Genomic DNA, 19,885 nt, shown 5'->3' on the forward strand with positions numbered 1-19,885 from the left:
AAAACGTCCGCAACCCGAGGGTGCGTGTTCAAGTGTTCACGGAAGAAACTATTTTCGTACACGTATGTTATGGTCCTGAGGTCTCAATCGATGGAGGACTCGAGTGGGCATCGATGTAGCGCTTTTCGACGATCTGCACTTGTCCAGACTTGCACTCACGACACTTATCGAGCAGTGCGATGACGTTACGGTCGTCGGGTCGCTGGAAAGCAAGCCCGCTGCTCTCGAATTCGCCGAGCTCCGTCGCCCGGATGTCATGGTCATCAGTTTCGACGGCCGGGACAACGAAACCATCGAGTTCGCCGAGAAGGTTGCGACTCTCCCGGCGTGCCGAACGCTGCTACTCGCCACCGAATGCCCTCGACCGGTTGTCCGCAGAGCCTTCACCGGCGGGGTCGACGGCATACTGCGGAGGAATGACTCCACTCAGCGGCTTTTCGAGGCTATTCACGCCGTGCACAAAGGTGATCGGTTCTTCGACGCCGAATTGACGGTGGCGGCGCTGGTCAACGAGGGATGTCCGCTCACGCTCCGGCAGTTATCGATTCTCGAGCACCTTTCCTGCGGCGACACCGTGGGGGAGATAGCGGCGCGGCTTTGCCTGTCCGAGGGAACTGTGCGCAACTATGTCTCCTCCATGGTGGCGAAGCTTGGTGCGCGCAACCGCATCGACGCTTTGCGTATCGCCCGGGATGCGTACTGGATCTGAAAGCCGGAGGCCGTCCCGGCGTCACGGGTGAGTAATGCGCCATGCGTTGCGATGAATGCGGTGCGGCGGTGCACGTCTTCTGGTTCCGGCTATGCGCCACCCCCATCAGCTGCTCGCACTTTGTCATCTGACGGCATGGAATTCTGAGTTCCGTGCCACAGACATCGGGCGTTATTTCTCGCGGCTCTTTTCTCGAATGCCGGCAGCTGCTTACCGGTTTCGGCCAGAGACGGCTCCGTTCCCGCTATGCCGCGCGCCCCGGCCCGCCCCGCCCCGGTTTCGGTGAGGTGTGCGCCCGCGATGTGTCGCCCCGAGCTTTTTTCGGACACCCCCGCTCGGTGGCCATCGTGATCTATGTGATCGTAGGGGTTCGTGTGAGTGATGGGACGCGCCCATAACGGGCGGCTGCCCTCCCTTTTGTCGTCGCCTGTCTGGACTGATGCGGCTCGGTCAGCCCGACAATCGAGCGGTGCCGGCATCGGTTACGGCGAACGTACAGGCACGGTGGGTGCGGGCAGGCGCCGGGCCTGCCGTGCCGACGCGAGCGTGCCGTTCTGGGCTCCTGTGTCTCCGAGTGCGCCTGTTAATTCTGCAGAAGCGATCGTGAAAAACTCACGAAGAGGAATGTCAGGTAAACCTGTCGAGCGTGACCCCCTGGCTGATAATGTCGGCTCTGCCTTCGCGGAATAATGCCGAATAAGGCTGGTAGCAGCGAGATATCCCGGCGAAAGATGCATTGACGATGCATGCGAATTACGCCCGGGTGTCCATATCGGGGGAGAGACTGTGCCGCACCGAACCGAAGTCGCGCATACGCCGTGGGCGGAAGTAGCAGAGTCTATCGAGTTCGTTCCCGACGAGTACTCGCACAGGACACTTCCGGAGTTCTCGGCACAGGAAATGCTCGCATGTTCTCAGGAGGATATAGAGTTACTGGTCGACGCAGGTCTGCCCTGTGAGCGCCGGCCTGAAGGGCGCTTTTTCGACACGAACGACCTGTACAACCTCGGAATGTATTCCGGAAAGACGAGGACGCAGCCCGAGCTTGCCTTCCGGATGCTCTTCCGGTTCGCGGGGCGCCCGGTTGACGGCCTGCTGCGCCCGAAGTCCTGGAACTTTCGAGTCGCCCTGGAGTGCCCGGAGTGCCCCGAAGCCGCCCCGTGGCATTTCGAAGGGCCGGACGTCGCCCGGTTCGGCGGTGACGTCGCCGGCGTGACCGTTCCCGAGGCCAGTCAGGGTTCAGCCGAGTATGCGGCGACGGTCACCGTGACGGGGGCGCGTACCCCCTTGCAATCGGCGGAGCTCCGGAACACGGTGAGGGACTATCTGGACGCGGGCTATCGCTGGCAGATGATTCCCGTGGCCATGCAGTTCGACTACGAGCTGGTCCATTCCCTTGGAGCCACGAGCTGCATCGCGGCGAGCCTGTTCCTCGCCGAGCGCTTCCGTGCCGCCGGATATCAGGCGAACGTGCGTAGAGGCTGGTTCTGCGGAGTCCTCGGCGGCGCTCTGGACCTGCCGCACGCATGCGTCGAGGTAACGGACGACGACGGCCGCGTCAAGACAGTCGACATAGCCAAGGCGCAGCTGGCCGCGCGGCTGGCCAAGAACACCGGAGAATTCCAGGAACTGTGCATCGGGTCGATCTACAACAAGGTGATCCTTTCCACCGCCTCCGGTGACGCGCCGCTCAGTTACCACGGATGTGGTTCGCAGTCACCGGTCCAGGTGCGCGCGGATGTTCAACCTGCACGGTGAACTGGTGTTTCTGAACTATTCCGTCGGAAGGACGAGCTGAAATGGCGGTACGCGGAATCGAGCCCGTGGTGCTCGAACTGGATCGCTTGGAGAACCTGGCCGAGTCGGGTTACTACAACCCGTATACGATGTTCGACTGGCCGGACGCCATCGAGCCGGACCTGCCGTGGATGAGCGAGAGCCTGGTCACGCTGGCCGGAACGCCGATGTGGGACGAGCTGAGCCGCGAACAGCAGATCGCGCTGACCCGGTACGAGGCCATCAACTTCTTCAGCCTCAATATCCACGGCATACGCGAGCTGATGAGCGAAGTCGTGATGCGTATCCACGAGCGGACGTACGCCGATGTCTCGGAGTTCCTGCACCACTTCATCGGCGAAGAGAACGAACACATGTGGTTCTTCGCGCAGTTCTGTCTCCGCTATGGCGGCAAGCTGTACCCGGCGCAGCCCACGCTGAAGGCCGGTTCGGTGGACCACCTCTCGCCGGTGGCCCGCGAGTTGATCGTGTTCGCGCGCATTCTGATCTTCGAGGAGATCGTCGACTTCTACAACGCGCGCATGGCGACCGACCAGTCCCTGCCGCACATCGCCCGGGAGATCAACCGGGTGCACCACCAGGACGAAAGCCGGCACGTGGCCTTCGGGCGGATGATCTTCACCAATCTCCTGGAGCAGGTGGCCAAGCGCGACCCGGCAGAGGTGCCGGTGGTCGCCGATTACCTGGAGCAGTACCTGCAGTACAGCATCGGCACCCTGTACAACCCCGCCGCTTACCGCGACGCGGGGATTCCGGACGCGTTGGCGCTGCGCCGCCAGGCCCTCGAGCACCCGGCCCGGAAAGAGGCGCACGACGAGGTCCTGAAGCGGACCAGGAGGTTCTTGGCCAAGTCGGGTCTGGAGACGGAGGCGAGCAAGTGACGAGCGAGCCGATGCAGGAGGTCGAGAAGTTCATCCTCGGCCGTAATCCGGAACTCGACCACATCACGCGCGATCTCGACCTGATCGACAGCCGTGCCATCAATTCGCTGGCTTTCGTCGAGTTCATCTTCCTGCTCGAGGAGTTGACGCAGGAAATGATCGATCCGGAAGAAGTGGATCTGGACGACTTCCGCACCCTCGACGCACTGGAAGCGCGTTTCTTCAAGAAGGAATCAGCATGACGACCTTGCGCACTGACAACGGTCTGGGGATCCTCGACGGCGGCCAACTGCGGCTCCTGCGGGCGATCGACGCGCTCTTCCTGCGCTGGGCGGAGGACTGGGAAGCGCCGGAGTTCCGGTACCCGTTCCTGATGCGCTGCGACGATCTCGACAGCCTGGACTACTACGACAACTTCCCGCATCTGGGTCTCGCGGCGACCCGGCTCGATCCCGAGCGTCTGGGCAAGGCGCTGACGGAGGCGTCCCGGCCGATCGACCGGATTCCGGCCGAGGCCATGGAGCCGACCTCGTTCGCGTTGCCCTCGGCTGCCTGCTACCCGCTCTACGTGCATCTCGCGCATTCGGAGCTGCCGGCCGAAGGTGCGTTGCGTACCACGGTGGGCACCTGCTTCCGCAACGAGGACCACTACCAGGGGCTGCAGCGGCTCCTCGGCTTCTCGATGCGGGAGATCGTCTGCGTCGGACCCGAGGAGAGGGCGAAGAACCATCTGCTGCGCGCCAAGGACACGGTGAAGGAACTGTGCGCCGAACTCGGCCTCGACGTACGGCTGGAGGTGGCCACCGACCCGTTCTTCGACAAGAAGAGCGCGAAGGCGACCATGCAGCGGCTGTTCCCGGTCAAGGAGGAGTTCGTCGTCGGCGGCCTGGCGATCGGCTCGGTCAACTACCACAGGAACTTCTTCGGTGAACGGTTCGACATCCGCACGGGGCCGGAGACCGCGCACACCAGTTGCCTCGCATTCGGCCTGGAGCGGTGGGTGCACACCCTGACCGAGCGGTTCGGCGGTGCCGACGCCGCCTTGCGCGCAGTCGAAGGTCTCCGCTGATGCGTCCCTCGGCCGCGGAGGTGCTCGGTGTCCCTGTGAGCCTGCTGCAGTCCGGCATGGGAGGCGTGGCGGGCGCGGAGCTGGCGTGCGCGGTCTCCAACGCCGGCGCGGCCGGCTGCGTGGGCGGGTACAAGCTGTCCGGCGAGGCGCTCTCGGCCATCCTCGGCCGGCTTGCCGCGGGCACGGACCGGCCCGTCGGGGTGAACCTGATCCCCGAAGTGGTCGGGCCGGAGCTGCTCGGACGCCAGGTGCGGCAGGTGCTGGACGAGACACCGGACCACGTGTACCTGTCCCTGTTCGGCGTGCCCGACGATGACGCGGTCCTGGAACGGATCACGGGCGCGGGCCGGCACCTGGTGGTGCAGGTCGGGACCCCCGAGGACGGGGAGCGCGTGGCCGGGCACGGCGCTGTGGTGGTGGCGCAGGGAACCGAAGCGGGCGGCCATCTGCTGGGAACGTCCACGCGTGACGAGCTCGTCGGCGTACTGCGTGCACGGTTGCCGGGGAGCTGCCTGGTCGCGGCGGGCGGGATCGGATCGCCCGACGCAGCCCGCCGGGCCCTGGCCGCCGGAGCCGACGGTGTGCTGCTCGGCACCGCTTTCGTGGTCGCGCACGAATCACGTGCGCACGCCCGCTTCAAGTCGGCTGTGGCCGGCGGGAAGGGGAGCGAGACCGTGATCACCGATGTCTATGAGATCGGCTGGCCTGGCCGGCGGCACCGTGTGCTGGCCACGTCCGTCACCGAAACCCCGGCGCAGGCCAAGAAGTTCATCGGCCGGACCGTGGTCGAGGGCAAGCCGTACCTGGTGCCGCGTTTCAGCGCGGCGGTGCCGACCGAGGCGACCACCGGCCGGATCGAGGAAATGGCGATGTACTGCGGCCTTTCCTGCAGCGACATCTCCGGGGAGACCTCCGCCGCCGACGTCGTCGCCGCGTTCGCGCACGTCCTTCCCACGGTCCCGAGCGTCGAGAACAGCTGAGGAGAGGAACAGCAATGTCAGACGGTGAAGCACAAGAGGGACAGGACCTGTCCTACCGCGACACGCCCCGGATCCCCACCCGGGAGGGCGTCGAGCTCTACTACGAGTCCCACGGTGAGGGCACCGCCATCACGTGCCTCAACAACTTCTTCCTCACCAGCCCGTTCTGGCGGGAGTACACCGGGGAACTCGCCCAGAACTACCGCGTCGTGACGTACGACTTGTGCAACCACGGCGCGTCCACGCACCTAGAGGAGGAGCCGAGCTGGGCCGAGCATGCCGAGGATGTGATCGGGCTGCTCGACGCTCTGCAGATCGAGTCCACCTACCTGATCGGCACCTCGGCCTCCACGCAGCTGGCCAGGGACGTGGCGCTGGCGTACCCGGACCGCGTCAAGGGGCTGATCCTGGCCGGACCGGTGATGGGCCTGCGGGGCATGCGGCGCCACCGCCAGCTCAACCGCTCGTGGCTGCTGACGCTGGAGACCCACGGTCTCGCGACCCTGTACAACCAGATCTATCCCGAGGTCATCAGCGGGGAGATGAACGAGGAGGGCGGCACTCCCGGATTCCTGGGGCTGCGGGAGGCCTTCACCGCCATGAACACCCCCGAGGAGCTCGCGGGCGGTCTGCGCCTGGCACAACAGGGCGACACCAGCCCGGAGTTGCTGTCCCGGGTCCAGGCGCCGTCGCTGATCGTCCTCGGCGACGACGACATCCTTCTGAGCCCCGCGCGCGGCCACGACGTGGCCGCACTGTTCCCGAAGGGCCGTTGCGAGATCATGCCGAACGCCGGTCACGTGCCGTTCCTCGACGACCCCGACGGCTTCCAGGCGATAGTGCGCAAGTTCGTCGAGGAAGTCGAAGCGGATGCCTGAAGGAATCGCCGCCGTCCGGCAGCGCATCCGCGAACTTCTCGCGGAGCTGTTCGGCGGCAACCGGCGGTTCGAGGGCGTGCCGGACACGATGTCGCTCCGGGAGGCCGGAGTGTCCTCCACCGGACTGGTCAGTCTGCTGGTCGCGATGGAGGAGACGTTCGGTTTCGAATGGGAAGACGATGTCGAACCCGAAGTGCTGCGGTCGATCGATTCGCTGGCCGGACATGTCGTGGCGCTGCGAGGGTGAAAGAGACGGTGGCCGGGCTGCGGCTTCCCGCGGGCGTCCCGCCGAAGACGCCGCTCGGCTGCTGCCGGGTGCCGCCGCCCTACGGGCCGGCCCAGCAGACCGCTGCGGGGCGCTGTGCGGCGGCCGCGGCCCTGGCGTCAGCCGGGTCGGGCGTCCGGCACGTACCGCGTGAAGCCGACGGCCGGCCCCGCTTCCCGCCGGGTTTCGCCGGCTCGATCTCTCACACGGAACGCCTGGCAGCCGCGGTGGTCGTTCCCGGCGCCGCGGGAGTCGGCATCGACATCGAGGACGCGGACATCAGTCCTCGCGTCGCCGCTTTCGTCCTCAGCGAGGAGGAGCGGCAAACGTTGCTCCCTCCGGCCGGCGAGTACACCCCGCGTGAGTTGTTCGCCTCCAAGGAGGCTGCTTTCAAAGCCCTGAACGGCTCCGGCGCACTGGGCGCCTTTCCGTTCTGGCGGCTCCGGCTCGCCCCCTGCGGTGAGCGGCTGACCGCGTCCTACCGAGGCGAATCGGTGGCGGTGTGGGTCAGCCCGCCGACAGGCCTCTCGTTCGCCGTAGCCATACGGCGATGAGCTCGGTCGCCTCACCTTTCGGGCTCGCGCAGGAACAGAGGAAGAGTGCACCGCAGGGAGGAAGGAAGAAGGCATGAACCGAGAGATCCTCGGCGTCGTCGATGAACTGTTCCGTCGCCAGCTGCAGGTACCCCAACTCGACCCGGATGTTCCGCTGGTCGACTACGGACTGGATTCCGTCCGCTCCATCGAAGCGGTCATCGAGCTCGAGTCGGCTTTCGACGTGCACATCTCTGATGACGAGGCGGCGTCGATGCAGACGCTGCGCGACGTGGTGGAGCAGATCACCGCGTCTCTGACGGTGCATGCCGGGCAGGGAGACGGTGACGTATGAACGCCAAGTCCGCATTCGCGCGCTACACCAGGCCCGAGTTCGCCCGGCTCTTCCGCGCCCTGCACCTGGATGTGACGTACCGGGCCGGCCGGGGCGACCACCTCACGCAGGAGACGCCGAGCGCCGGGAACGGTGAGACGGCCAGGGACGTGCTGGACCTGGTCGGCGGCGCCGGCGCCTCGCTGTTCGGCCACAACCACCCGGCGCTGCTGGAGGTTGCGCGGCAGTGCCTGGAGGAGGAGACCCCCTTCAACGCCCAGGCCAGCATCCGGCCGGGAGCGGCCGAGCTGGCCGAGAGGCTGTCCTCGCTCGTCGGGGCGACCACCGGCGCCCGCTACGTGACCACGCTCGGCAACACCGGCGCGGAGGCCGTGGAAGCCGCGGTGAAGCACGCGACCGTCGAGCACAGGCGCCGCCTCGGTGCGCTGCAGGAACAGTACGAGGTCCAGCTGCGGCGCGTACGGCGTGACGGGATGGCGGACACCCCCTGTGCGAGCGGGCCCGCGGCCGGCCGCCCCTGCGAGGAGCTGCTGAACCAGGCTCTGGAGCGGATCGTCGAACTGCGCGGGCTGGACCCGGTCTTCGTCTCGCTGGCGAACGCCTTCCACGGCAAGTCGACCGGCGCGGGCACCCTCACCCACGGAACCAACGTGCCGGCGGACCTGCACGTACCCGGACCGCAGCACCGGCGTCTGAGCGACTGGACGCCTCAGGCGGTCGTGACCGCTTTCGACTCCCTGCGCGCCGAGGTGCCTTCGGTCACCGTCGACTCCTCCGGGGTACCGCACTCGACGGTGCGTCACCTCTCGCCCGTCGCCGCGTGCTTCGTCGAACCGATCCAGGGAGAAGCCGGAGTCCACGAGGTCCCGGCCGAGACCCTGGCCGCCCTGCGTGAGCTGGCCGATCTGCACGACGCGGCGCTGGTCTTCGACGAGATCCAGTGCGGCATGGGGCGTACCGGTACCTTCCTCGCCTCGGAGAAGTCCGGTGTGGCGGCCGACTACTACCTGTTCTCCAAGTCGCTCGGCGGCGGTCTGGCCAAGATCTCGGCGCTCCTGGTCCGCGAGGACCGGTACGTGCCGGAGTTCGGGCGCCACCACACCTCGACCTTCGCCGACGACGAGTTCTCCTCACGCATCGCCACGGCCTCACTGGACCTCGCCTGCGGGTACCTGGACCGGATCACCGAGACGGGCACTCTGCTGCGCGACCGGCTGGCGGAGGTGGCATCACGCTGGCCGGACGCGGTGGTAGCGGTGCGGGGCCGCGGACTGCTCTGGGGCGTCGAATTCGCCCTGCCCCGGCCCGCATCGGGTCTCCTGCGGGAGCTCTTCGACTCCGAGTCCCTCGGCTACCTGATCGCGGGGCGTCTGCTGCACACACACGGCATCAGGGTCATCCCCACTCTCTCCGCTCCCACGACCGTCCGCATCCAGCCCTCGGCGCTGCTCGCACCCGCGGACGTGGACCGCATCGCCACCGCGTTCGACGAGGTCGCCGGTCTGTTCTCCCGCGGCGAGTACGCGACGCTGCTCGAGCATCTGACAGTTCCGGCGGACGGAGCGTGGCAGCCCAGGCAGCACGTTCCCCTGCCCCGGCGTGACCGCGCGGCTGCCGACGGCAGCGCGGAGACGGACGTGTCACGCGTCGCGTTCCTCGCCAACATGGATGTCCCGGGCAAGCTGCGGTCGTTGGCGCCGGAGCTCGGCGAGTGGTCGGACGACCAGTGCGCGGCGGTGTTCGACCGCATGTGGGGGGAGGCCGACCCCTTCGAGGTCGCACGGAACCGCATCACCTCGGCGACGGGGGAGACGGCCGAAGTGATCATGGTGGCCGTCCCGTTCACGGCCGCTCAGGCCGTCACCGCTCTCCAGGCCGGTCACGGGGCGTGGCTGCGCCGGACGGTACTGGACGCGGTGGAGTTCAGCGTCTCGCTGGGTGCCGGTGTCATCGGCCTGGGGGGACACACCTCGATCGTCACCAGCGCCGCGCGGGACGTGGTGGAGGACGACGTCAAGGTGACCTCCGGCAACTCGCTGACGGCGGCCTGCGCGTACGACCTGCTGCTGACGAAACTCGCCGGGTCCGGCACGGGCGAACGCCGCGTCGGTCTCGTCGGCGGCATAGGCAACATCGGTGCCGTGATGGCCGAACTCATCGCCCCGCACTGCGATTCGATCGTGCTGGTCGGCAGGCCCGGTTCGGCGCGGCGGCTCAAGCGGCTGGCGGACCGGCTCGCCGGCCAGACGAAGATCTCGATCGCCGAGGACCTCGACGCGCTGCGGGACTGCCCGATCGTCGTCAGCGCCACCAACTCGGCCGACCCCGTGATCGCCCCCGGCCATCTGGCCGGAGACCGCGAGGTGCTGATCTGCGATCTCGCGGTTCCCGGCGACGTGCACCCGGACGTGGCAGGCATGTCCAACGTCACGCTCGTCTCCGGTGGCCGTATCCAGCTCCCGGAACTGCAGACGCCCCACTACCCGGGGATCACGCTGCCGCCGGGGATCGTCTATTCCTGCATGGCCGAGGCGACCCTGCTCGGTCTGGAGCCGAAGACGCCGAGCCCCTCTTACGGAGGGCTGTCCCTGACCGGTGCGCTCGCATCCCGGGACCTGGCGATCCGGCACGGGTTCCACCCCGCTCGCATCGTCCATGACGACGTCTCCGTGGAGCCGTGGGTCGAGGACCAGCTCAGCAGCCCCCTTAAGGAGTACCGATGACCGGACTGCGTCCGAAATTCCCCAGCGTCGTGCATGCGTTACTGGCGCAGGCCGAACGCGGCCCCGACGGGGCGTCGATCACGGTGATCCCGGAACCGGGCAAGGAGGAGGCGCTGCGCCACGACGTGCTCCTGGCCCGGGCGGCGCGGTGCGCCGCCGCTCTCGCGGAGCACGGTGTCGGCCATGGCGACCGGGTGGTGCTGTGCCTGCCGACCGGACCGCAGTTCATCACCGCCTTCTTCGGCGCGCAGCTGCTCGGAGCCGTGCCGACGGCCGTGGCTGTCCCCCTGAGGTTCGGGGGAGCGGCGGGTGCCGAAGGGCAGATGAAGGACATCGTGAGCTATCTGCGGCCGGCCGCGGTGGTCACGACGGCCACGGTGATCGACGCTCTGCCCGATCTGGACGGCGCCGCGATGCTCGACGGCGGGGAGCTCTACGTCCGCGCCACCGCCGAAGACGCCCCCGCGCACCCGGTACGGCGGCCCAGCGGCGACGATCTGGCGCTGATCCAGTGCACGTCCGGGTCGACGGGCACGCCCAAGGGCGTCATGATCTCCCACGCCAATCTGGCGGTGAACTGCGAGCAGTTCACGACGGCGATCAACTGGACACGCGAAGACGTCAACGTCAGCTGGATACCGCTCTACCACGACATGGGCCTGATCACAGGACTCATGTGCCCCGTCTACGCGGGTTCGGACGGGGTGCTCATGCCCCCCGCCCGGTTCCTGCGCGAACCGGCGGAGTGGCTGCGGCACATCAGCACCTACCGCGGCACCCTCGGGGCCGCGCCGAACTTCGGCTACGGGTACGTCACTTCACGCGTGCGTGACGAGGCCCTGGAGGGAGTGGACCTCTCCAGCTGGCGGGCCGCTCTGTGCGGCGCGGAACCGATCCAGCCCGACACCGTCCGGCGCTTCGTCGAGCGGTTCGTCGACTGGGGCCTGCCCCGCGACGCCTTCACCCCGGGCTACGGCATGGCGGAAGCCTCGCTGGTCATCACCACCGGCATGCCGGAAGACGCCATGAGGGTCGACTCCATCGACCGCGGCGCGGCCGCCACCCACGGCCAGGTCACCGATGTCGACCCGGAGAGCGTCGAGGCTCTGCACGTGGTCGACTGCGGCCGGCCGATCGAGGGTACGGAGATCCGCGTCGTGGACGGCGACGGCCACCCGCTGGGCGAGGACCACATCGGTCACCTCCAGTTCCGCAGCCCCTCGCGCACGGTCGGGTACTTCGAACTTCCCCAGGAGACCGCCGCCTGCCTCGAGGAGGAGGGCTGGTGGAAGACGGGCGACATCGGCTACCTGCGGGACGGCAGTCTGCGCATCACCGGCAGGGCCAAGGACCTGGTGATCATCCGCGGTGCCAACTACTTCCCCTCCGACTTCGAGCAGGCCGCCGAGACCGTGCCCGGTGTCCGCCTGGGCGCCGTGATCGCGGTGGGACACCGTGCCGCTGACAGCGACTCCGAGGACCTCCACGTGATCGCCGAGACGGAGGTCGAGGGCGAGGAGAGGGAAGCCCTGCGCCTGGCGATCCGCGGTGCGGTCAGCTCGCGCACCGGCGTGACTCCTGCGCAGGTCCACCTGGTTCCCCGGCGGAGCATTCCGAAGACGACCAGTGGAAAGCTGCAGCGGTCCAAGGCACGGGAGTTGTTCGTCGAACCGGCTGCCGCAGCGGACGAGTGAGCCGGCGCGGCCGCAGCCCCGCGGCGGTCCGTGCAGCTTCCTGAGCCCGGACGGACCCCGCGGTGGACGGGCCACCCGGTTCGTGTCCTCTCGGGGCCGACCCGCGGCGAGCCCACCGGTGCAGGCCAAACCGGCGACTGCCGGCGCCCTGGAGCTGATCCCAGGGCGCCGGTTCCGGTCCTGCCTGTGTCTCCGGGGCGGGGCGGCCGGCCCTTCCCGCCCCGGCGCCGTCCGTCAGCGGGACGTCCCACGGGCGGCAGCCGCCGCCTTCGCCTCGCTCCTGCCTGCGGCTTGCTCTTCCGCGGCACCCGGCTCCGCTTCACGTACCGGACCGAGTACGGCGTCCAGCTCCTGAAGTACCCGCTGCGCACGCTTCGCTGCCGCCGGCACCAGTTCGTGCATGAGGAAGTAGCCGTGTATCAGGCCCGGCCCCGGCACGTGACGGACGTCGACCTCGCAGACAGCCAGCTTGTCGGCCAGCTCCACTCCTTCGTCACGGAGCGGGTCGAACTCCGCCGTGCCGATCACGGCGGGCGGCAGATTCCGCAGGTCCGCGTGGAGCAGATCGACGGCCGGGTCTCGGCGGCGTCGCTCGTCGGGCACGTACAGGTCGTAGAACCAGGCCATGTCGTCGACCGACAGCAGATACCCCTCGGCGCACTCGCTGCTCGCGGCGAACAGCAGTGACGGGTCCGCCGGCGGGTACAGGAGGAGCTGAGCGGCGAACTCGGGGCCACCGGCCTCGCGTGCCTCCATGGCGACCCCCAACGCCAGGCTCGCGCCGGCGCTGTCGCCACCGATCACATGGGCGCGGCCGGGGAAGGACCGGCTCGTCCAGCGCGCCGCGGCGCATGCGTCGACCAGCGCCGCGGGATAGGGGAACTCCGGCGCCCGCCGGTAGCCGACCGAGACGACCACCGAGCCCAGCGACTCCGCCACCAGACGGCAGGCCCTGTCGTGGCTGTCGAGGTCCCCGGCCACCCAGCCTCCCCCGTGCAGAAACGTCATCACCCGCCCCCGGTCCGTGCCGGCGGGGGAGTAGACGCGGCACGGCACGACGGCCCCGTCCGGGCCCTGGACCGTGAGGTCCTCCGTGCTGACGGCGTCGAGAGGAGAGTCGCCGTGGCCGTCGGGACGCACCGAATTCGCCAGATACCTCTCGCGCACCTGCTCGGCGGTCAGTGCACGGGCGGGAACCGGAGGGCCGTCGGCGCTTTGCCAGGCGATCAGACTACGGAATATGCGGTCTAATGGCATACCAAGCCACTCCTCGGACGGGCCGGTGTATGAATACGGCAAGCAGGGATGCCGTCGCTTCTTTTCGGGAGCCGGGGAAGACATTGTCTGACTTCTCCCACCCGACGACAATGTACTCGACCTGCCACGCTGTCGTTACGTGCTTCACCGCTGAGTTCCGCACGGCACGGATGATTCCGGCTACTGCATATTGTGAGGAACTCACATATGGCGGTGTGATACGCATGTTGCCGCGTTCTGGTAGACGCCGGTAACGTAACGGAAAACTTGCCGCTGGTAAACGCTGTGCGCAGTTTTCTGCGTTCGCGAAACAGGTCCGGAGTTCACGCCGGTGCGGGCAGCCGGGCCGGGAGGGAGCGTGGTTCACACGAATACTGCACCTCCGGGAGTACGACGCTGCAGCCGCGATCGGCAGGCGGCACCACGTCACTCAGCCACCGTCTTGCACGAAGACAGCCAGGACAGCGACGTCGCGCTGGTCCGACACCGCCGGTGAACTTGCCCAGGAGCCGAACGCAGGTGGACGCGCACCTGAGACGGCACAACAGATAAGGAATTAGGGTCATGATTGTTCTGGGGTGCAACGGGTTCACCCGGGGCGCGGAGGTATTCGCCGACGAGTTCGGTGCGGTCGGTACCGAGAAGCACTATGTGCTCGGGCACGACTCGGGAGCGGCGCTGCTGGTGGACGGCGAGCTGGTCGCCGCCGTCGAGGAAGAACGTCTCAACCGGCAGAAGAAGACTTCGGACTTCCCGTTCCAGGCAGTCAACTGGTGCCTTGAGCAGGCCGGTGTCAAATTCTCCGACGTCGACCTCATCGCAATCCCCTGGAACTTCACCGACGAGATATTCAATGTGATGATGGGCGAGCTCGCGGGAGCCCCGCTGAAGCCCGCCGAGAAGGCGGAGCGCCTCAGCCACCTGAGCGCCTTGTTCGACAAGGTGCTCGGACGTGAAGCGATTCTCGCCGACTTCGCCGAACGTACCGGCTTCACTCCGGACCCGGACCGGGTCGTGTTCGTGCAGCACCACCTGGCGCATGCGATGACCGGCTACTACATGGCCGGCAAGAAGGACTCCGCCTTCCTCATCAGCGACGGCCGCGCTGAACTGTTCTCGTCCGTCGTCGGCGAGATACGCGACGGCCGCCCCCGCGTGTTCGAAGAGTCCACCATCAGCGCCAACGACTCGATCGGCAACCTGTACGCGTCGGTCACGCGGTATCTGGGGTTCGTGCCCAACAACGACGAGTACAAGGTCATGGGCCTCTCCGGGTTCGCCGGGGCCCCGTCACCGAACCCGTTCCTCGAACACATCGTCCAGCTGCACGACGACGGGCGCTACACACTGTGCAGGCCGCACGACGTGGAGAACCCCCGCTGCTTCGACGACCTGTTCGAGCAGCACTTCGGCCCCTTCCAGGACACCGTCGAGTACAAGGCGACGGTGGCCGCCGCGGCCCAGGACATGGTCACCGCCGTCACCAGCCACCAGCTCCGTGCGCTGGAGACCAGGACCGATCTGAAGCACCTGCTCTTCGAGGGCGGCCTGGCCCTGAACTGCGTGAACAACACCCACCTCCTCGAAGGCTCCGGCTTCGAGGACATGTCGGTCAGCTTCGGTGCCAGCGACACCGGAGTCGTCATCGGTGCGGCGGTCCATGCCTGGGCCAACCACCCGGACACCACCCGGACGCCTCTCGCCGAGACGGTCACCCCCTACCTGGGCCCCTCCTTCGACGACGCCGATATCGAAGCGGCCCTGCGCGACTTCGGCGACCAGGTGCAGTGGAACAAGCTGGCCGGGGACGAGGTCATCGAGCGGGTGACCGAGCTGCTGACCGAGAAGGTCGTCATCGGCTGGTTCCAGGGCCGCCTCGAACACGGTCCCCGCGCTCTGGGCCACCGCAGCATCCTCGCCAACCCGCGGTTCCCGGACATCAAGGACGTCATCAACATGCGGGTCAAGCACCGGGAACCGTTCCGCCCGTTCGCGCCGATCGTGATGGAGCAGGACGCGCCGAAGATCTTCGAGATGGGCCGCAAGAAGCGCTCGCCCTACATGACGTTCGTCTTCCCCGTCCGGTCCGAGTACCACGACGTCATCCCCGGGGCGACGCATGTGGACGGCACGTCCAGGGTGCAGACGCTCACCGACGAGGACACGCCGCTGCTCGCCAAGCTGCTGCGCCGTTTCACGGAACGGACCGACGTGCCCTGCCTGATCAACACGTCCTTCAACGTCGCGGGCGAGCCCATCGTGAACTCCCCCTCGGACGCGCTCAACTGCTTCCTGGGCACCGAAATCGACTATCTGGTCCTCGGTGACTACCTCGTCACCAAGACCGGTCAGCCTGCGTGACATCCCACCCCGCACGCCGGGACGGCCCGATGCGGCGTCCCGGCGTGCGGATTGGTGAAAGGTGCCCTCGATGTCCACCATCCACGAACAGCCCGCGGGGCTGCCGACGGTCACTGAGCACCTGGCGACACTGGCCGGCCGCCTGCGCCACGCGGATCTGCGCATCCCCGAGGTCAGCGCCGCCCACGACGCCATCACGTGCGCGGCCTTCCTGCTGCGCACCCAGCAGGACCGCGACGACGCGACCGACCACATGGACTTGCTGCACGAAGCGATCGGCCTTGCCAGGAGCGTCGTCGAAACAACGAAATACGCCTGCCGCGCACGCGCCGGGGGGCAGCCGGCGAACAGCCCCGCTCCCAGATCAGCACCCTCTCTGCGAAACGGTCAGGCAACGCAGGCAGCGGAAAAGCCGGACTGAGACCTCGGCATGGAGGGCAGCGCCGTCCAGGCCGGCATCCAGCCCACCGTGCAGAATTTCCCGCTCCACCCCGCGGTCCGCGCTGTGTTGCCGGTCGCCCTTTCCCGCTGGGCGCGGTCTGTCGGCCCGGTTCATTGCGATTCAGATTTCCGATCAGCTGCCGTGCACGGTGACGATCCGAGAAGACCGGATACACCCGCGGCGGTTACTGGTGGCGGTGGCGGAACCACATCCGTCGCACGGAGTGAACCTCTCCCGCCAGCAGCGTAGTTGCATGAAACAATCCAGGTTAGGAAACTATGACGGTCTCTTCCTGCCCCATCACGAACGGACTGCCGACATTCCGTGAGCGCCCCTTCGATCCGCCCGACACGGTAAGGAACCTGCAGGGCGAACAGCCGATCAGCAGGATGACCTTTCCCGACGGAGTGAAGGGCTGGCTGGTAACCGGGTACAACCAGGGCCGCGAGATCCTGGCGGACCACCGGCGTTTCTCGTCGGACATCAAGTACAAGCACATGGCGTTCCCCTCCGACCGTCCCGCGGATCTCGAGGCGGGAATCCCGGGTCTGATGGAGCACATGGATCCGCCCGAGCACACCCGCATCCGGCGGCGCCTCACCGGTCAGTTCACTCTCCGGAGAATGCGGCAGCTCACCCCCCGGATCGAACAGATCACGGCGGACTACGCGGACGCGATGACGCGCAAGGGGCCCCCGGCCGACCTGGTGCACGACTACGCGTTGCCGGTCTCCTCCCAGGTGATCTGCGAACTCCTCGGAGTCCCTTTCGGCCACCGCGACCGGTTCGAAGGAAACTCGGAGAAGCTGCTCCGTCTGGAGATCGAGCCCGAAGAGGCGAGAGCGGCGTTGGGGGATATCACCGAACTCGTCGGCACTCTCCTCCAGATCAAGAAGAAGGACCCGGCCGACGACGTCTTCAGCGTGCTGGCCACAGCCGACGACATCAGCGAACCGGAGATGATCGGCGCCACCCTGATGCTGCTGGTGGCCGGGCACGTCACGACCGCGAACACGCTCGCACTCGGCACCTACGCGCTGCTCAGCAACCCCGAACAGCTGGCCATGCTCCGTGCCGACGAGTCACTCACGGAGGGCACGGTCGAGGAACTGCTGCGCTACCTCACGGTCGTGCACATCGGCGTCCAGCGCACGCCCATCGAGGACGTCGAAATCGACGGGGTGACCCTGCCCGCCGGGGAACCGGTCCTGATCCACCTCCCGAGCATGAACCGCGACCCGGACCAGTACGCGGACCCCGACCAGTTCGACATCACCCGCAAGAAGGCGCACCTGACCTTCAGCCACGGCATCCATCAGTGCCTCGGGCAGCAACTGGCACGTCTGGAGCTGCGCATCGGCTTCTCCACACTCCTTCAACGCTTCCCCGAACTGCGCCTCGCCGAGCCCCCGGAGAACATTCCGATGCGCTCGGACATGGCCGTCTACGGAGTGCACCACCTGCCCGTAACGTGGTGAACGGGCCGGTGAAGGCCGAGCCCCGCGCAGACGCCTTCAGCCTGCCCTGACAGCGGAAGACTCGCTTCCACACCACGGTGCGGGAGCGAGTTTTCACGGATTGCGGATGCATCGCCCTTGCCCGGCGAGTGTCCATTCATACAGGTCGTGCCCAGTGCCGTGCCCGGCTCGTCGAAGATCGGACGAGGCCACCTGTCGGTGTGTGACCCGGAGGGTGCGCGAACCGCTCAGAACACCGAACCGGGGTGCCTCCAACGGGAGTTCGAGCGGGCGTGCGTGTCTCCCCGGCGTTGGAGCTCGCGCGCTGAGCTCTCCGCGGCGGTCGCCGTTCGAGGCCCGTCCTGCGGGCGGCGACCGGCCTCCCTGACCGCCGGTTTCGAAGTCCAAGTCGCCCTCGCCTCTGGCCTCCCGCGGTTTCCTCACCCGTGACCGATGCACAGGCTTTGCGCATAGCTCCTTCATAGCTTGTGCAGAAAGTAGCCAGATTCCCTGTGCGAGCCTGCCTCTCCGCAGGGCGCTGCGTCATGGGAAGGCTGGGCGGTGTATGCGCAACAGAGCGCAGGGCCGGACCTGCCGTGCACGGTGTCCCGAGTGAGCCGCACGGCGGGGGCAGGGACGCACGCTGCCGTCTCCGGAGCCGGCTCGCGCACCGAAGAGCAGCGGGTCAGGCCGCATTCGTCGATGCCCACCAGGCCTGACCCGCCCCCTGCCCGGCAACCGGACGCCACGCCGGACCGGCCACCGGGGCCCGCCCTGTTCCCGATCGACGTGCTCAGACGACAACTCCGGACTCCGAGAGTGGGGGATGACCCGTGCTTGAAGGTTGTGTGCCGTGGCCTGAGTCCTTCGTCCGCGACTACAAGACCAAGGGCTACTGGACCGACGAGGTTCTCGGAGGGCTGCCCATGTGGCTCCCCGGCGCCGAGGACAGGGAAGCCGTGGTCACGCCGGGCCGCACCATGACCTACGGTCAGCTCGACCGGGCGGCAGACCGGCTCGCAGCCGGTCTGCGTGCTCTCGGCATCGGCGCCGGTGATCGTGTGGTGGTGCATCTCCCGAACGACGTGGAGATGGTCGTCCTGTGTTACGCCCTCTTCCGGTCGGGGGCACTTCCGGTGTTCGCACTGCCCGCGCACCGCTCGTCGGAGATCACCCACCTGGTCGACACCTCCCAGGCTGTCGCCTACGTGTGCGCGGACCAGGTGCTCGACTGCGACTACCGTCTCATCGCGAAGGAAGTCCTGGCGAGCACGGACGGCTCCCTGGAGCACGTACTGGTGGCCGGGGACCCGGGGCCCTACACCGCCCTCTCGGACGTGGACGCGGATCCGGTGGACCTGCCGGCACCCGACGCCCAGGACGTGGCCTTGTTCCTGCTGTCCGGGGGCACTTCGGGACCGCCCAAGCTGATCCCGCGCACCCACGCCGACTACGCCTGCCAGCTGCGGATGACCTCGCGGCTGTGCGCGTTCGAGGCCGACACCCGCTATCTGTGCGCGCTGCCCCTCGGACACAACTTCCCGCTCGCCTGCCCCGGCGTACTGGGGGTCCTGCGCTTGGGGGGTACGGCAGTCCTGGCGTCCGAACCGACCCCGGAGTCGTGCTTCCCCCTGATCGAGAGCGCCCGGGTGACGGTCACTTCCCTGGTGCCCTCCCTGGTCCCGCTGTGGCTGGAGGCCGCCGAATGGGCCCAGGACGATCTGACGTCGCTCAAGCTTCTCCAGGTGGGCGGAGCCCGGCTCGGTCCTGCGGCGGCTAGCCAGGTGCCCGGGAGACTCGGGTGCACTCTGCAGCAGGTGTACGGGATGGCGGAGGGCCTGCTCAACTTCACGCGGCTCGACGACCCGGACAGCGTCGTCTTCCACACGCAGGGATGCCCGCTGGCCTCCGCGGACGAGGTTCGGGTGGTCCGCGAGGACGGCCGGGAGGCACAGCCGGGCGAGGAAGGCGAGCTGTACACCCGGGGCCCCTACACAGTGCGCGGCTACTACCAGGCCGCGGAACGCAACCGGAGCCAGTTCACCGAGGACGGCTACTTCCGCACCGGCGACGTGGTACGGCGGACGGCGACCGGCTACTTCGAGGTCGTGGGACGCAGCAACGACGTGATCAACCGTGGCGGGGAGAAGGTCCCCACGCAGGAGGTCGAGGAGCACCTCCGCGCTGATCCGGGTATCGCCGCCGTCGCGTTGATCGGCCTGCCGGACGAGGACCTGGGCGAACTGTCCTGCGCCTGCGTCGTGCCGAAGGACCCCCAGCAGCCGCCCACTCTCCGGGAGGTGCGGGCCGGGCTCAACGACCGCGGCATCGCCTCCTACAAGCTGCCCGACCGGCTGGTGATCCTCCCCGCACTGCCGCTGACTCCCGTCGGCAAGATCGACAAGAGGGCGCTGAAGAACCAGGTCCACAGCTGAGGAGGGCCTCGGCAGGACGGAAGCCGGGCGTGGCAGGCCCTCGTGGGGC

The 19,885-nt window shown here is 67.7% G+C and carries 17 protein-coding genes; 16 read left to right on the forward strand and 1 reads right to left on the reverse strand.

Annotated features, from left to right (window positions below):
* The first annotated feature begins 103 nt into the window (after positions 1-103).
* From IEY56_RS02190 to IEY56_RS02245, 12 genes are all read left to right on the forward strand, one after another.
* Positions 104-709, forward strand: a complete 606-nt coding sequence (locus IEY56_RS02190; protein WP_189035299.1) for a response regulator transcription factor — start codon at positions 104-106, stop codon at positions 707-709.
* A gap of 786 nt (positions 710-1,495) precedes the next feature.
* Positions 1,496-2,467: a hypothetical protein gene (locus tag IEY56_RS02195; protein WP_189035300.1), complete on the forward strand. Its 972-nt coding sequence runs from the start codon at positions 1,496-1,498 to the stop codon at positions 2,465-2,467.
* Positions 2,468-2,508: 41 nt separating this feature from the next.
* Positions 2,509-3,387: a diiron oxygenase gene (locus IEY56_RS02200; protein ID WP_189035301.1), complete on the forward strand. Its 879-nt coding sequence runs from the start codon at positions 2,509-2,511 to the stop codon at positions 3,385-3,387.
* Positions 3,384-3,629, forward strand: a complete 246-nt coding sequence (locus IEY56_RS02205; protein WP_045862104.1) for an acetylxylan esterase — start codon at positions 3,384-3,386, stop codon at positions 3,627-3,629. The genes IEY56_RS02200 and IEY56_RS02205 overlap by 4 nt, the downstream gene beginning before the upstream one ends.
* Entirely contained in the window at positions 3,626-4,456 is an 831-nt protein-coding gene (locus IEY56_RS02210; protein WP_189035302.1) for an aminoacyl--tRNA ligase-related protein, read from the forward strand. The genes IEY56_RS02205 and IEY56_RS02210 overlap by 4 nt, the downstream gene beginning before the upstream one ends.
* Before the next feature lie 35 nt (positions 4,457-4,491).
* Complete coding sequence (locus IEY56_RS02215; RefSeq protein WP_189035303.1) at positions 4,492-5,436, forward strand: NAD(P)H-dependent flavin oxidoreductase; 945 nt, start codon at positions 4,492-4,494, stop codon at positions 5,434-5,436.
* 14 nt (positions 5,437-5,450) lie between these two features.
* Positions 5,451-6,314, forward strand: coding sequence for an alpha/beta fold hydrolase (locus IEY56_RS02220; RefSeq protein WP_189035304.1), 864 nt, complete (start codon positions 5,451-5,453; stop codon positions 6,312-6,314).
* Entirely contained in the window at positions 6,307-6,561 is a 255-nt protein-coding gene (locus IEY56_RS02225; protein ID WP_189035305.1) for a phosphopantetheine-binding protein, read from the forward strand. Before IEY56_RS02220 ends, IEY56_RS02225 begins: the two co-directional genes overlap by 8 nt.
* Complete coding sequence (locus IEY56_RS02230; protein ID WP_189035306.1) at positions 6,558-7,133, forward strand: 4'-phosphopantetheinyl transferase family protein; 576 nt, start codon at positions 6,558-6,560, stop codon at positions 7,131-7,133. The genes IEY56_RS02225 and IEY56_RS02230 overlap by 4 nt, the downstream gene beginning before the upstream one ends.
* 73 nt (positions 7,134-7,206) lie before the next feature.
* Positions 7,207-7,467 (forward strand): acyl carrier protein, encoded by a 261-nt coding sequence (locus IEY56_RS02235; RefSeq protein WP_189035307.1) that lies wholly within the window; start codon positions 7,207-7,209, stop codon positions 7,465-7,467.
* Entirely contained in the window at positions 7,464-10,190 is a 2,727-nt protein-coding gene (locus IEY56_RS02240) for an aminotransferase class III-fold pyridoxal phosphate-dependent enzyme (RefSeq protein ID WP_189035308.1), read from the forward strand. The genes IEY56_RS02235 and IEY56_RS02240 overlap by 4 nt, the downstream gene beginning before the upstream one ends.
* Positions 10,187-11,884 (forward strand): fatty acyl-AMP ligase, encoded by a 1,698-nt coding sequence (locus IEY56_RS02245; RefSeq protein WP_189035309.1) that lies wholly within the window; start codon positions 10,187-10,189, stop codon positions 11,882-11,884. Before IEY56_RS02240 ends, IEY56_RS02245 begins: the two co-directional genes overlap by 4 nt.
* 234 nt (positions 11,885-12,118) lie before the next feature.
* On the opposite strand, the gene IEY56_RS02250 is transcribed toward IEY56_RS02245, so the two are convergent.
* Positions 12,119-13,141, reverse strand: coding sequence for an alpha/beta hydrolase (locus IEY56_RS02250; protein WP_189035310.1), 1,023 nt, complete (start codon positions 13,139-13,141; stop codon positions 12,119-12,121).
* A 564-nt stretch (positions 13,142-13,705) separates the two neighbouring features.
* Here IEY56_RS02250 and IEY56_RS02255 point away from each other — a divergent pair.
* The 4 genes from IEY56_RS02255 to IEY56_RS02270 all read left to right on the forward strand — a co-directional run bounded on the left by IEY56_RS02255 (position 13,706) and on the right by IEY56_RS02270 (position 19,836).
* Entirely contained in the window at positions 13,706-15,502 is a 1,797-nt protein-coding gene (locus IEY56_RS02255) for a carbamoyltransferase family protein (RefSeq protein ID WP_189035311.1), read from the forward strand.
* A gap of 70 nt (positions 15,503-15,572) precedes the next feature.
* A complete protein-coding gene (locus IEY56_RS02260) occupies positions 15,573-15,923 on the forward strand; it encodes a hypothetical protein (protein WP_189035312.1) in 351 nt (116 codons plus the stop codon).
* A gap of 410 nt (positions 15,924-16,333) precedes the next feature.
* A complete protein-coding gene (locus tag IEY56_RS02265) occupies positions 16,334-17,422 on the forward strand; it encodes a cytochrome P450 (RefSeq protein WP_308424105.1) in 1,089 nt (362 codons plus the stop codon).
* Between the two features lie 827 nt (positions 17,423-18,249).
* Positions 18,250-19,836, forward strand: coding sequence for a (2,3-dihydroxybenzoyl)adenylate synthase (locus IEY56_RS02270; protein ID WP_189035314.1), 1,587 nt, complete (start codon positions 18,250-18,252; stop codon positions 19,834-19,836).
* The last annotated feature ends 49 nt before the right edge of the window (positions 19,837-19,885 follow it).

Origin of the sequence: Streptomyces daqingensis, from assembly GCF_014645895.1 — a bacterium.
Lineage (GTDB): Bacteria > Actinomycetota > Actinomycetes > Streptomycetales > Streptomycetaceae > Streptomyces > Streptomyces daqingensis.

Coding starts and splice junctions, on each gene's coding strand:
- IEY56_RS02200 (WP_189035301.1), top strand. CDS start 2,509: ATGGCGGTACGCGGAATCGAGCCCGTGGTGCTCGAACTGGATCGCTTG.
- IEY56_RS02210 (WP_189035302.1), top strand. CDS start 3,626: ATGACGACCTTGCGCACTGACAACGGTCTGGGGATCCTCGACGGCGGC.
- IEY56_RS02220 (WP_189035304.1), top strand. CDS start 5,451: ATGTCAGACGGTGAAGCACAAGAGGGACAGGACCTGTCCTACCGCGAC.
- IEY56_RS02225 (WP_189035305.1), top strand. CDS start 6,307: ATGCCTGAAGGAATCGCCGCCGTCCGGCAGCGCATCCGCGAACTTCTC.
- IEY56_RS02235 (WP_189035307.1), top strand. CDS start 7,207: ATGAACCGAGAGATCCTCGGCGTCGTCGATGAACTGTTCCGTCGCCAG.
- IEY56_RS02240 (WP_189035308.1), top strand. CDS start 7,464: ATGAACGCCAAGTCCGCATTCGCGCGCTACACCAGGCCCGAGTTCGCC.
- IEY56_RS02245 (WP_189035309.1), top strand. CDS start 10,187: ATGACCGGACTGCGTCCGAAATTCCCCAGCGTCGTGCATGCGTTACTG.
- IEY56_RS02250 (WP_189035310.1), bottom strand. CDS start 13,141: ATGCCATTAGACCGCATATTCCGTAGTCTGATCGCCTGGCAAAGCGCC.
- IEY56_RS02255 (WP_189035311.1), top strand. CDS start 13,706: ATGATTGTTCTGGGGTGCAACGGGTTCACCCGGGGCGCGGAGGTATTC.
- IEY56_RS02260 (WP_189035312.1), top strand. CDS start 15,573: ATGTCCACCATCCACGAACAGCCCGCGGGGCTGCCGACGGTCACTGAG.
- IEY56_RS02265 (WP_308424105.1), top strand. CDS start 16,334: ATGACCTTTCCCGACGGAGTGAAGGGCTGGCTGGTAACCGGGTACAAC.